Source organism: Mesorhizobium sp. M1A.F.Ca.IN.022.07.1.1 (assembly GCF_003997575.1).
Taxonomy (GTDB): domain Bacteria; phylum Pseudomonadota; class Alphaproteobacteria; order Rhizobiales; family Rhizobiaceae; genus Mesorhizobium.
This window is the reverse complement of record NZ_RZST01000004.1, coordinates 16,450-29,064: the sequence shown is the minus strand read 5'-3', so window position 1 is coordinate 29,064 and position 12,615 is coordinate 16,450. Positions and strand designations below refer to the sequence as shown.

The window sequence follows — 12,615 nt, the reverse complement described above, 5'->3', positions numbered from 1 at the left end:
GCAAGCGCCTGCGCGGCAGCCACTGGGTGAAGAGTGAGTGGACGGTCAACACAAAAATCTGGGTGACGCTCCCCTCACATTGTATCGGCAACGTTTGCGGATCATCCGTTGCACTAATCGTGCCAAAGGATGCCTGAGACGCCCTTCGGGTCCCGCGGAGAAGTCATTCGAGACGCCTCTAACAATATCTCCCGCATTGCGGGCCGGCCATTGGAGCGCCTCGTCAATAAAGCTTTCAATCACCTACGTGGTAAGGGCCTTGCGTGTCCGACCTCCGACATTTGGGTCCGACCTCCGACATTTGGTTGTAGACCCGACACTCTCGTCCTCGCTCGCGACGAAGCCCACTGCCGAACAGCCGTCGTTAATTGTGAGAATGCGTGCTATCGTTTCTGTTACGTGCGGTGTTGCGCGAGGACGAGGGTGCGAGGAGTGCCCGGACTTCCCCTTGCCGCAAATCCGCTCGGCGCTTGGCGACATAACCCGGCGGACTATGTGCGCGAGTGCCGGCGTGAGGCGCGAAAGTAAATCTGGGATGAAACGTCGACCATCCGAATCGAGCATGGAAACCTCATCAAAGCGACAACCGCCAACCGGGTTCGCGAGGCAGGCGCGTTCGTCGTCCCGACGAACATCACCTTTGCTGTCGTCGCTCGGGACGGAGCCAGATACGGCATGTCCGCCGAATCCCTTGAAAAGGTGAGCTTCGTTCTCGATGCCGGCTTGTCGGCGCTCGAAACGCTTCAAAGCGCTGGCGTGACCATGGGCTACGGCTCCGATCTGCTTGGCCAGATGCATAGGCACCAATCAGAGGAATTTCTTCTGCGCGGCCGCGTTCTCAAGCCTCGGGACGTGATCCGATCCGCGACGGTGGATGCTGCCCGCGTGCTCAACATGGAAGGCCTCATCGGCACCATCGCGCCTGGCGCTCACGCAGATCTCATCGCCGTCTACGGCAATCCGTTGAAGGACCTCGCGATTTTGTCCGATCCCGCCCGGCTTCGAAAGATCATCAAGGGCGGGTGAGTGGTGAAGAATGAATAACCAGACGCAGGTAATCCGTTGCCATTCAGGGGAATTACGCAACACATATATAGGCAGGAGCACAACAGAACGTATTGAGCAGCTACCGATGGTTCCGAAGGCATGACGCTGCGATTGCCGCCTTCGTGCTGCCGGTGCTCAAAACTCTCAATCGTCCCTGACCAGCCTTGAAATCTCGGCGCTAATATCGGCTCCTTCGTAGGGCAATGCCTGAGGACGTTTCTCGCACGCCTAGCCGTCATAATACACGCGCTCATTTGATTGCGTGGCATCGGTGGAGAGCGCTGTCACAAACGGCTGGACGACATTCCTCATATCGCGCCGGCGGAGCCTGTTTTCACCAAAGTCGAACTCGCGGGTGACGCCTACGGCCCCTGCCAAGTTAATCCCATTTGAGATCGAATGCGGTGGGCGTGCCGCTCCTAGCAGCGCCGTTTTTCCCATTGACGTGAAAACATCAGAACAAAGTACCTTATGTCTACAGATTTCGTAGAATATCGTTTGGTTTCGGTGGTGGCCTATGGCGCATGTGTGGGAGATAGATGACTTGGCACGATTATCGGTTCTTGGAATATCCGGCGGTGTAAGCAACCCGTCCCGCACCACGGCGGTCGTCAATGCGCTGGTCAAGGCGGTCGCGTTGCGCCTGCTTGCCGACACCGGTCTGATTGAGATCACGGAGGCAGCACCGTCGCTTTTCGCCGGACTATCCCGCGGCGCACTTGGCGCATCTGGAGAAGCGATTATCCAGCGTGTCGAGAAGGCCGATTTGCTCGTGGTCGGAACGCCTGTCTATAGGGCTTCCTACACTGGCGCTCTCAAGCACCTGTTCGACCTGGTCGACTATCGCGCGTTGACGGGCAAGACCGTGCTTCTCGCGGCGACCGGCGGGAGCCCATACCATGGCCTGGTGCTCGAACATCAGCTCCGGCCATTGTTCGGCTTTTTTGGCTCTGTCACCGTCCCTACGGGCGTCTACGGCACGCCCGACGATTTCGTCGATGGCGAAATCGTCGGCGCAGCCATCATCGAGCGTATTGCAAGGGCCGCTACCGACGCGGTCTCCTTGCTCAACTCAAGTCACGCAAATGCCGCCGTCGCCACCCGCGTCGGCTGAGCCAATCAACAGGGGAAACGACGACATGAGTTCGCATTCCGACGCCATCAAATTCGCCTACTGGGTCCCGAACGTCTCCGGCGGCCTGGTCATCTCCAACATCGAGCAGCGGACGGGTTGGGATATCGACTACAACCGCAAGCTCGCCCAGATTGCCGAGGCCAACGGGTTCGACTATGCGCTGAGCCAGATCCGTTTCACAGCCGGCTATGGGGCCGACAACCAGCACGAATCAGTCTCGTTCAGCCATGCCTTGCTTGCCGCGACCACAACGCTGAAGGTCATCGCAGCGATCCTGCCCGGTCCGTGGAACCCTGCGCTGGCGGCCAAGCAGATCGCTACCATCAACCACCTGACCAATGGCCGCGTCTCCGTCAATGTCGTCAGCGGCTGGTTCCGAGGCGAGTTCGCCGCGATTGGCGAACTCTGGCTCGATCATGACGAGCGCTATCGCCGGTCGGAGGAATTTATCCGAGCGTTGCGCGGCATCTGGACGGAAGACAGCTTCACGCTGAAGGGCGATTTCTACCGCTTCACCAACTATTCCATGAAGCCGAAGCCGATCGAGCCCTTGCCCGAGATATTCCAGGGCGGCTCGTCGCGAGCCGCTCGCGACATGGCGTCTCGTGTCTCCGATTGGTATTTCACCAACGGCAATACCCCGGAGGAGATCCGGAAGCAGGTCGACGACATCCGCACCAAGGCGAAAGCCAACGGCCACAAGGTTAGGATCGGCGTCAACGCTTTCGCCATCGCCCGCGAGAGCGAGCAGGAAGCGCGCGCCGTGCTCGACGAGATCATCGCCAAGGCGAATCCGGAGGCGGTGCAGGGCTTTGCCGATCAGGTCAAGAATGCCGGCAAGGCCTCGCCGGAAGGCGAAGGCAATTGGGCGAAGTCGTCCCTCGAGGATCTCGTTCAGTACAATGACGGCTTCCGCAGCAATCTCATCGGCACGCCGGAACATATCGCCGAACGCATCCTGAAACTGAAGGACGCCGGTGCCGACCTGATCCTGCTCGGCTTCCTGCATTTCCAGGAAGAGGTCGAGTTCTTCGGCAAGCGCGTCATTCCTCTGGTGCGCGAACTGGAAGCAGCTCGCGACAGGGAGCTTGTCGCCGCGGAATAGGACGGGCGCGGCCCACGGGGCCGCAGCCGACACGCCTTCAAAAGCAGGAATGTTTCATGATTGGTGCTTCGCTGGGAGCGGCCGCATACGAGCGCGCGTCCGAAATTTCCGCCATCCTCGCGGTGGCTAACCCCGTCGGCGACAGGCGTCTGGCACGCCTGTCGTCACGGCCGGATGTGGTTCTCGCGCTGAGCGGGATCGGCATTTCCTTTGGCGGGGTCAAGGCGCTGAGCGATGTTGATCTCGAAGTGGAAGTCGGCGAGATCCGCGCGGTGATCGGCCCCAACGGCGCCGGCAAGTCCTCACTGATCAACATCATCAGCGGCCTCTATCACGCCGACCGCGGCAGGATTGCGATCGGCGGGCAGTCCTTCTCCCGGGTGCCGGCGAGCCGTCTAGCACGGCTCGGCGTTGCGCGAACCTTCCAGAACCTGGCGCTATTCGGCGGTCTGTCCGTGCGCAACAACATCGCGTGCGGCCGCGTCCACACCAGGCGCGCCAGTTTCGTCGAACATATTGCAGGTCTGCCACGCGCCCGGAGCGAAGATGCGGGAATCGCCGAAAAGACCGATCAGATAGTCGCCTTCCTGCATCTCGAAAGCGTCGCCGACCGCCTCGTCGCCACCTTGCCTTACGGCCTGCAGAAGCGGGTCGAGCTGGCGCGCGCTGGTCGCCGAGCCGAAGCTGCTGCTGCTCGACGAGCCGATGGCCGGCATGACGGCGACCGAGAAGGCCGAGATGGCCGGCTTCGTGCGCGCCGCGCGCGACCGGCACGGCGTCACCATCATCCTGATCGAGCACGACATCGGCGTCGTCATGGGCCTCTCCGACCGCGTCGCCGTGCTCGACTACGGCCGCAAGATCGCAGACGGGACGCCGGCCGAGGTCAGGGCCGATCCGGCAGTGATCCGGGCCTATATCGGCACCGCCGAGGGCGAGAATGGCGAGGACATCTGATGAGCTACTATGATTTCCTCTTCGTCATCGAAGTGCTGGTCGGCGGCCTGCTCTCTGGCGTCATGTATTCGCTTGTCGCCATAGGTTTCGTGCTGATCTACAAGACGTCGGGCGTGCTGAACTTCGCGCAGGGGTCGATGGTGCTGTTCGCAGCGCTCACCTTTGTCAGCCTCGTCGAACGCGGCATCCCCTTCGCGCTTTCGCTGCTCATCACCTTCGCGGTCATGGTCGCGCTCGGCTTCACCATCGAGCGGACCGTGCTCAGGCCACTGGTCAACCGCTCGCCGATGACGCTGTTCATGGCGACGCTGGGGCTCTCCTACATCATCGAAGGTGCCGCCCAGCTTATCTGGGGCACGCAGGTGCACGGGCTCGACCTCGGCATCGACGACACCCCCTTCGAGGTCGGCGGCATACTGATCTCATCCTTCGACCTGCTGGCGGCGGCGATCGCCGCCGCCATGGTCGCAGGCCTCAGCGCCTTCTTCTATTGGACGCGGATCGGCCTTGCGTTTCGCGCCGTCGCCGACGATCAGTTCGCGGCCCTCGCCGTCGGGCTGCGGCTGCCTCGCATCTGGGGCACCGTGTGGACGGCGGCCGGCTTCGTCGCGCTGGTCGCCGGACTGTTGTGGGGCGCGCGTCTCGGCGTCCGGTTCTCGCTGTCGCTGATCGTGCTGAAGGCGCTGCCGGTGCTGGTGCTTGGCGGCTTCGATTCCATCCTCGGCGCCATCGTTGGCGGCCTCATCATCGGCGCCAGCGAGAAGCTGGCCGAGGTCTATCTCGGCCCGTTCGTCGGCGGCGGCATCGAGGGCTGGTTCGCCTATGCGCTGGCGCTGGTTGTGCTTTTGGTGCGCCCCTCCGGCCTGTTTGGCCAGAAAACCGTCGAAAGGGTCTGAACCATGGCCGTGCAAGCTCTCGACGCCGCAAGGCTTCCAGTCGACTGGGCGAAACTCGTTCAGAAGCTGGCGTTGGCGACCGCCCTGTTCGTCGTCGCCTACGGCGTGGTCCCTGCCTATGCTTCGGGCTATCTGGTCGAGGCGATCCTGCTGCCATTCCTGGCGCTCAGCCTGGCGGCGGTCGGCCTCAATTTGCTGACCGGCTATTGCGGCCAGCTCTCGCTTGGCTCTTCCGCCTTCATGGCGGTGGGCGCGTTCGGCGCCTACAATTTCAACCTCAGGGTCGAAGGCCTGCCGCTGGCGGTGACCATGATCCTGGCCGGAATTTCCGCCGCCGGCTTCGGCGTCGTGTTCGGCCTGCCCAGTCTCAGGCTGCGCGGCTTCTACCTCGCCGTCTCGACGCTCGCCGCCCAGTTCTTCGTGCAATGGGCGCTGACCAAGTTCGGCTGGTTCTCCAACGACAACCCGTCCGGGGTGATCTCGGCGCCGCACCTGGCCGTCGCCGGTCTTTCGCTCGACAGCGCGACCGGCCGCTATTTGCTTTCGGTCACCACGGTCATGGTGCTGACGGCCCTCGTCTGGCGCTTGGTCAACAGCGCGACCGGTCGCAACTTCATCGCCGTGCGGGACAACGAAACCGCCGCACGCGTCATCGGTGTGCCGGTGCTGCGAACCAAGCTTCTGGCGTTCGCCATCTCGTCGTTCATCATCGGTATCGCCGGCGTGCTGTGGGCCTTCACCTATCTGCGCACCGTCGAGCCGGCAGGCTTCAATCTCGACCGCTCATTCCAGATCCTGTTCATCATCATCATCGGCGGGCTGGCCTCGATCCGTGGCGCGTTTTGGGTGCGGCGTTCATCGTTGTCCTCCCGCTCTTTCTGTCCCGGCTCGGCGCATTCCTGTTCGGCGGCCTGTTCGATTCGGGCGTTCTCGACATGAGCCAGCGCATCGTGCTCGGCGCCATTATCATCATCTTCCTCATCGCGGAACCGAGCGGGCTGTCGGCCCTCTTCGACCGCCTCAAACGACGGATCGGCTCAAGGTCCAGCTGATTGCCGCTCAACTTCCTCCTCCGCTCGGACCAACCCATCAGGAGACGTAAGCAATGACCTTCTTCAGTCACCTAAGAAAAGCGGCGATCGCCACGGCCTTCGTGCTCGGCGCGACGGCGGTTCACGCCGAAGAACAATACTTTCCCCTGCAGAGCTACCGTGTCGGTCCGTATGCGGCCGGCGGAACCGGCTTTTTCGGTGGCTTCATCGACTATCTCAACCTGATCAACATCCGCGACGGCGGCGTCAATGGCGCCAAGCTGGCCTGGAGCGAAGGCGAGACGCAATATGAGGTCGAGAAGGGCGTCGAGGTGTATGAACGGTTGAAGAGCAATCCCGGCATCGCTGCCTGGAATCCACTCTCGGTCGGCATCGCCTATGCCATGATCGATCGCATCACCGACGACAAGGTGCCGCTGATCACCATCAACCACGGCCGCACAGACACGACCGACGGGCGGGTGTTCCCTTACGTCTTCCCGCTGCTGCTCAATCCTTACAGCGAGACCTCCGGCATCGTGAACTACATCGCGTCCAAGGAAGGAGGCCTCGACAAGCTCAAGGGCAAGAACATCGTCGTGCTCTATCACGGCTCGCCCTATGGGAAGGAGACGATCCCGATCTATGAGCTGCTGTCGCAGAAATACGGCTTCGAGCTGTCGCAGATCGAGGTGCCGCATCCCGGCAACGAGCAGCAGGCGCAGTGGCTGACCATCCGGCGCGAGCATCCTGACTATGTCGTGCTGCGCGGCTGGGGCGTGATGAACCCCGTCGCCTTGAAGACCGCGCAGAAGACAGGCTTCCCGGCCGATCACATCATAGGCAATGTCTGGTCGAATTCCGAAGAGGATGTCATCCCCGCCGGCGATGCCGCCAAGGGCTATACGGCCATCACCACCCAGGCCTCGGGTGAGCGGTATCCGGTGGTCCAGGAGATCGTCAAAACGGTCTACGGCGACGGCAAAGGCAATCTCGAGGACAAAAGCCGCATCGGCTCGGTCTACCACAATCTCGGCATCGTCAATGGCATCCTCAATGTCGAGGCGGTCCGCATCGCACAGGCCAAGTTCGGCAACCGCACGCTGACCGGCGACGAAGTGCGTTGGGGCTTCGAGCATCTCAAGCTCGATCCGGCGCGCGTCGAGGCACTCGGCGCCAAGGACCTGTTCCACTCGATCAACGTCTCCTGGGACAATCACGAGGGTGACGGCTACGTGACCTTCCAGCAATGGGACGGCAAGAAGTGGAATGTCGTCTCCGACTGGATCGCTCCCGACTGGAAGCTGCTGCGTCCGATCATCGAGAAGTCGTCCGAGGCGTATGCCAAGGAAAAGGGCATCAAGATCCGCACGGCCGAGGACGCCGACGCGGTGGTCAGCAACTGAATTTGGTATGGTGCGGCCGACAAATCTGGCCGGCCGCGCCATCCACCTTCCCGAGCGGAGTCATCGATGTCCATCCCGGAATACCCGATACTGTCAGTTAGCAGCGTGGAGGCTGTCTACAACGGCGCCATCGCCGCCCTACACGGCGTCGACTTGTTGGTTGGCAGGGGCGAGATCGTCGCGCTGCTCGGCTCCAACGGTGCCGGCAAGACGACACTGCTGCGCGCCGTATCCAATCTCCTCCCGGCCGAGCGCGGCGCCATTACCGCCGGTCGGATCACCTTCGGTGGCGAGGATGTTTCAAGGGCAAGCCCCTCGCACCTAGTCCGCAGCGGCCTTGTCCAAGTCCTCGAGGGCCGGCATTGCTTCCGCTCGCTGACGGTCGAAGAGAACCTCTTCACCGGCGCGCTCGGACGCTCGTCCTCTCGCACGGGCGTCAAGGCGGACCTGGATCGTGTCTATTCACTTTTCCCAAGGCTCGCCGAGAAGCGGCGAACCCGGTCCGGCCTCACTTCCGGGGGCGAGCAGCAGATGACGGCTATCGGCCGGGGTCTGATGTCGCGGCCGAAACTCTTTGTTCTGGACGAGCCGTCGATGGGGCTGGCACCGCTGATCGTCGACGAGATCTTCAGCGCCCTGAAACGGCTCAACCGCGACGAAGGCCTTTCGATCCTCGTTGCCGAACAGAATTCGGCGGTCGCGCTGAAATACGCCGACCGCGCCACCGTGCTCGAGAACGGCGTCAGCGTGCTGGAAGGATCGGCTGCCGACTTGCGCCAGCGCACCGATATCAAAACCTACTACCTCGGCGGCGCGCCGCTTCCACCGCAACATTTTCCCAAGGAGACAGCAGCATGACCATCCAATCCAGGCAGGCGTCGGATAGCCGCAGTGCCGTCCCGCCGGTCGAACGACCCTCTGCCAAGGCGCATGTGATCAAGGCCGATGCCGAGGCAATCGCTGTCGCCGAAAAACTCGCCGCCGAATTCGCCAGGGATGCCTCCAAGCGGGATCGTGAACGCATCTGGCCGAAGGAAGAGCTCGATGCGTTTTCGCAGAGCGGCCTGTGGTCGATCAACGTGCCGAAAGCCTATGGCGGGCCGGAGCTCTCCTATGTGACCCTGTCGAAGGTGATCACCATCATCTCGGCGGCCGATCCGTCGCTCGGCCAGATTCCGCAGAACCATCTTGGCGTCGTCGCCGCTATCCGCACCGTCTCCGACGAGGCGCAGAAGAAGCTGCTTTTCGCTGAGGTGCTGTCCGGCACGCGCTTCGGCAACGCGTTCTCCGAGTTCGGCTCCAAGCGCGCGGCCGACTTCGAGACAAAGTTCGTCGACGCCGGCGACCATGTCGTGGTCAACGGCCAGAAATTCTATTCGAGCGGTGCTCTGCTTGCCCATCTGGTTCCGATCGTGGCGCTCGATGACGAGGGGCGCGCCTGGTATGCCATCGCCGATCGCGGCGCGCCCGGACTGACGGTGATCGACGACTGGTCGAGCTTCGGACAGAAGACGACTTTGTCCGGCACGGTCCTGCTCGACAATGTCAAGGTGCCCAAAACGCATCTTGTCCCCGGCTACAAGGGCTATGACAGGCCGACGGCCGACGGCGCCATCTTCCAGATCATCCAGGCCGCGGTCGATCTCGGCATCGCCAAGGCGGCGATCGACGAGACTGTCGGCTTCGTGCGCACCAAGTCGCGCGCCTGGATCGACAGCGGCGTCGATCATGCCTGGCAGGATCCTTATACGATCCAGGCGATTGGCGACCTTCGCCTGCGGGCCAACGCGGCAGAGGCGGTTCTGGAAAGGGCCGGGCTTGCGGTAGATCGCGCCGTGGCCGACCCGAACGAGAAGACCGTCGCGGAAGCGCAGATCGCGGTTGCCGAATCCAAGATCCTCACGACAGAGATCGCCATCATTGCCACGAACAAGCTGTTCGAGCTCGCCGGCACACGCTCGACGCTGGCCGAGCACAATCTCGACCGGCACTGGCGCAACGCCCGCACCCACACGCTGCACGATCCGGTGCGCTGGAAATACGCGATCCTCGGCAACTACTACCTCAACGACGTAAATCCGCCGCTCCATGCCTGGAGCTGAGCGAAGCGCCTCCAAATCACAGAGGACCATTCATGAGCATTGCCACTCCCGACAGGATCAAGGTCCTGTGGTTTCTGCCGACTCATGGCGACAGCCGCTATCTCGGCACCTCAGAGGGGGGGCAGGGCGGTCGACTTGCCCTATCTCACCCAAGTCGCGAAAGCCGCCGATGCCATCGGCTACTATGGCGCGCTGCTGCCGACAGGACGCAGTTGCGAAGATAGCTGGGTCGTGGCGTCGGCGCTGGCACCGCTGACGCAGCGGCTTCGCTTCCTTGTCGCCGTCCGGCCGGGCCTGCAATCGCCGACGCTAGCCGCGCGCAGACCTCGACGCTCGACCGCATTTCCAGCGGACGGCTGCTCATCAACGTCGTCACCGGCGGGGATCCGGTCGAGAACAAGGGCGACGGCATCTTCCTCAGCCATGACGAGCGCTATGAGGTGACGCGGGAATTCCTCGACATCTACAAGGCGGTGCTTCGCGGCGAGACCGTAGCGTTCGCAGGCAAGCACTTCCGTATCGAGGACGGTCGCCTACTGTTTCCGCCCGTGCAGACGCCACATCCGCCGCTCTATTTCGGCGGCTCGTCCGATGCCGCTAACGCGGTCGCCGCCGAACAGATCGACAAATATTTGACCTGGGGCGAACCGCCGGCGGACGTCGCGGCAAAGATTGCCCATGTGCGCGGTCTTGCCGAGAAAGCCGGGCGCCAGGTGACCTTCGGCATCCGGCTGCATGTCATCGTCCGCGAGACCAATCATGAGGCCTGGGCCGATGCCGACCGCCTGATCAGCCGCCTGGACGACAACACGATGACCGAGGCGCAGAAGGTTTTCGCGCGCATGGATTCCGTCGGCCAGTCGCGCATGAGCCGGCTTCATGGCGGCCGCCGCGACAAGCTCGAAATCAGTCCGAACCTGTGGGCTGGCGTTGGCCTGGTCCGAGGCGGCGCCGGCACCGCCCTGGTCGGCGATGCGGCGACAGTTGCGGAACGGATCGACGAATACCGGCGCATTGGCATCGATAGCTTTATCCTGTCTGGTTATCCGCATCTGGAGGAGGCCTATCGCTTCGGCGAACTGGTGTTGCCGTTGTTGCCGCTCGATCATGAAATCTCGACGCGCCCGACGGCAGTGAACATGGGACCGTTCGGCGAAACGGTGGCCGGCGACCATCGGCCTTCGGCACTGCGCGCGAGTCAGTCTTGAGCGCCAGAGACTTGGGCAGGGGACCGGTCGTAGCCATCATCGGTGGCGGCTTTTCCGGTGCGGCGACCGCGTTTCATCTTGCGCGGCTGCTGCCCGCCGGTGCTGCCGATATCGTGGTCGTCGAGCCCAGAGAGGGGCTCGGCTATGGTCTGGCCTACTCGACGGCCGATCCTTCACACCGCATCAATGTGCCGGCGTCGAGAATGACGCTGATCTCCGGCCAGGACAGCCACTTTGCCGATTGGCTGGAGCAGACCGGCGCGATTCTCGACGATGCCGAGGCTATTGCCGCAAATGGAGCACTCTACCCACAGCGACGCGTTTTCGGGCGCTACGTGGAATCTTATCTCCAACCCTTTCTGTCCGGCAAAGTGATCCGTCATGTCAGGTCCGCCGTCGCGTCAGTCGAGCTCAGTGGCCAGGGCTACATCCTGATTCTCGCTGATGGAAGGACGCTCGCAGCCGACGCCCTAGTGATTGCGGCGACGCATCCGCCACCGGCCTTGCCATCGGCCCTGCGGTCTGTGGCTGCTGCAGCCCGGCTGGTGGCCAATCCCTATGATCTCGGAGGGCTGCAAGCGATCGGCCGCGACGACCATGTGCTCGTAGTCGGCACTGGACTGACGTCGGCGGATATCATTGCCACGCTGGACCGCAATGGGCATCGCAGCCGCATCCTCGCGCTATCACGTCATGGTTATCGTTCGCGCAGCCACGCGGTGCTCCCGGTCGACCCGATTGGTGATTTCATCAGTCTGCCTTCACGCAGCGCAACAGTGATGCTCAGACGCATCCGGGCCACGATCCTAGATGCCAAGCGTCGGGGCGAAGACTGGCACCCGGTCCTCGATGCCGTCCGACGTCAGGGACAAATCATCTGGCAGGCCCTGCCGCTCGACGAGCAGCGCCGCCTCGTGCGCCATTTGCGCACGCTGTGGGATGTGCATCGCTTCCGCATCGCGCCACAGGTCGCGGACGTGCTCGATCGCCGCGTTGCCGAAGGCATGCTCGCCTATCGCGCCGCATCGATCGTCGGCGCCGAGCAGGTCGACGGGCGCATTCGGGTCACGCTGCGGCCAAGGCGCCAACCCACTCAGACAACCGAGACGTTCGACAGGGTGGTCGTCACGACCGGGCCGGCGCATGCCGATATTTTCCGGACCAACACAGCAATTGCCGATCTCGGGCGAATGGGACTGGTCCGGCTAGACCCGATTGGCCTTGGCCTGGCGACCGACAGCCAAGGCCGTGCGGTCAGCACTTCCGGCCGACCGACCGACAGCATTTTCGTCAGCGGGCCGCTGGCGCGCGGCAGCGTTGGCGAATTGATGGGAATTCCCGAAGTCACCGCGCATGCCGAGCGTATAGCCGCTGAAATCCACCAATGGCTTGGATACCAAACGGCGTTGCGTCGTAAGGCGTCGTGAAGCTGCAAACACGATGAGGCTATCCAGATGACACTCACCGAGCGTATTGCGAAGGTGGAAGCCCATCGTGTCGTAAATAGGCCACTGGTCGCGTGCCGCTCCTGGCGCTTTTAGCAGATCAGCTCGACCTCGGAGGTGCCGATCTCCATGCCCAGACTTCGCACCGGCGTCCACCGCTTTGATGACGATCCGAGACGATCAGCCCACCGCGGCGGGTCGAGAAAGCACTGGGCGGGAAGACGCCTACAGCGAGGCTGCTCGCCTTGTGGCCGCAGAGAGGGAAAGAATCTGCCGCCGGACA

At 62.7% G+C, this 12,615-nt stretch carries 8 protein-coding genes and 3 pseudogenes; all 11 read left to right on the top strand.

Annotation, left to right across the window (positions count from 1 at the left end):
- Positions 1-528 precede the first annotated feature (528 nt).
- The 11 genes and pseudogenes from EOA75_RS01745 (at position 529) to EOA75_RS01695 (ending at position 12,314) form a co-directional block, all read left to right on the top strand.
- Positions 529-1,026 carry an amidohydrolase family protein gene (locus EOA75_RS01745; RefSeq protein ID WP_342028483.1) on the top strand — a complete coding sequence of 166 codons (498 nt, stop codon included), beginning with the start codon at positions 529-531 and terminating at the stop codon, positions 1,024-1,026.
- Between the two features lie 565 nt (positions 1,027-1,591).
- Positions 1,592-2,161 (top strand): FMN reductase, encoded by a 570-nt coding sequence (gene msuE, locus EOA75_RS01740; protein ID WP_236473434.1) that lies wholly within the window; start codon positions 1,592-1,594, stop codon positions 2,159-2,161.
- Between the two features lie 25 nt (positions 2,162-2,186).
- Positions 2,187-3,287 (top strand): dimethylsulfone monooxygenase SfnG, encoded by a 1,101-nt coding sequence (sfnG, locus tag EOA75_RS01735; RefSeq protein ID WP_127323442.1) that lies wholly within the window; start codon positions 2,187-2,189, stop codon positions 3,285-3,287.
- Between the two features lie 122 nt (positions 3,288-3,409).
- A pseudogene (locus tag EOA75_RS01730) lies at positions 3,410-4,244 on the top strand (ABC transporter ATP-binding protein).
- A complete protein-coding gene (locus EOA75_RS01725; protein ID WP_127318264.1) occupies positions 4,244-5,140 on the top strand; it encodes a branched-chain amino acid ABC transporter permease in 897 nt (298 codons plus the stop codon). The pseudogene EOA75_RS01730 and the gene EOA75_RS01725 overlap by 1 nt, the downstream one beginning before the upstream one ends.
- 3 nt (positions 5,141-5,143) lie before the next feature.
- Positions 5,144-6,192: pseudogene (locus tag EOA75_RS01720) on the top strand (branched-chain amino acid ABC transporter permease).
- 53 nt (positions 6,193-6,245) lie between these two features.
- Positions 6,246-7,577, top strand: a complete 1,332-nt coding sequence (locus EOA75_RS01715; protein ID WP_091600477.1) for an ABC transporter substrate-binding protein — start codon at positions 6,246-6,248, stop codon at positions 7,575-7,577.
- 66 nt (positions 7,578-7,643) lie between these two features.
- Positions 7,644-8,435, top strand: coding sequence for an ABC transporter ATP-binding protein (locus tag EOA75_RS01710; protein WP_091600476.1), 792 nt, complete (start codon positions 7,644-7,646; stop codon positions 8,433-8,435).
- Positions 8,432-9,679 carry an SfnB family sulfur acquisition oxidoreductase gene (locus EOA75_RS01705; protein ID WP_095517101.1) on the top strand — a complete coding sequence of 416 codons (1,248 nt, stop codon included), beginning with the start codon at positions 8,432-8,434 and terminating at the stop codon, positions 9,677-9,679. The genes EOA75_RS01710 and EOA75_RS01705 overlap by 4 nt, the downstream gene beginning before the upstream one ends.
- 32 nt (positions 9,680-9,711) lie before the next feature.
- A pseudogene (gene ssuD / locus EOA75_RS01700) lies at positions 9,712-10,887 on the top strand (FMNH2-dependent alkanesulfonate monooxygenase).
- Positions 10,884-12,314, top strand: coding sequence for an FAD/NAD(P)-binding protein (locus tag EOA75_RS01695; RefSeq protein WP_127323441.1), 1,431 nt, complete (start codon positions 10,884-10,886; stop codon positions 12,312-12,314). Before ssuD ends, EOA75_RS01695 begins: the two are co-directional and overlap by 4 nt.
- The last annotated feature ends 301 nt before the right edge of the window (positions 12,315-12,615 follow it).

What these genes read in the sequence shown, in the direction of transcription:
- sfnG (WP_127323442.1), top strand. Translation starts at nt 2,187, where the DNA reads ATGAGTTCGCATTCCGACGCCATCAAATTCGCCTACTGGGTCCCGAAC.
- EOA75_RS01725 (WP_127318264.1), top strand. Translation starts at nt 4,244, where the DNA reads ATGAGCTACTATGATTTCCTCTTCGTCATCGAAGTGCTGGTCGGCGGC.
- EOA75_RS01715 (WP_091600477.1), top strand. Translation starts at nt 6,246, where the DNA reads ATGACCTTCTTCAGTCACCTAAGAAAAGCGGCGATCGCCACGGCCTTC.
- EOA75_RS01710 (WP_091600476.1), top strand. Translation starts at nt 7,644, where the DNA reads ATGTCCATCCCGGAATACCCGATACTGTCAGTTAGCAGCGTGGAGGCT.
- EOA75_RS01705 (WP_095517101.1), top strand. Translation starts at nt 8,432, where the DNA reads ATGACCATCCAATCCAGGCAGGCGTCGGATAGCCGCAGTGCCGTCCCG.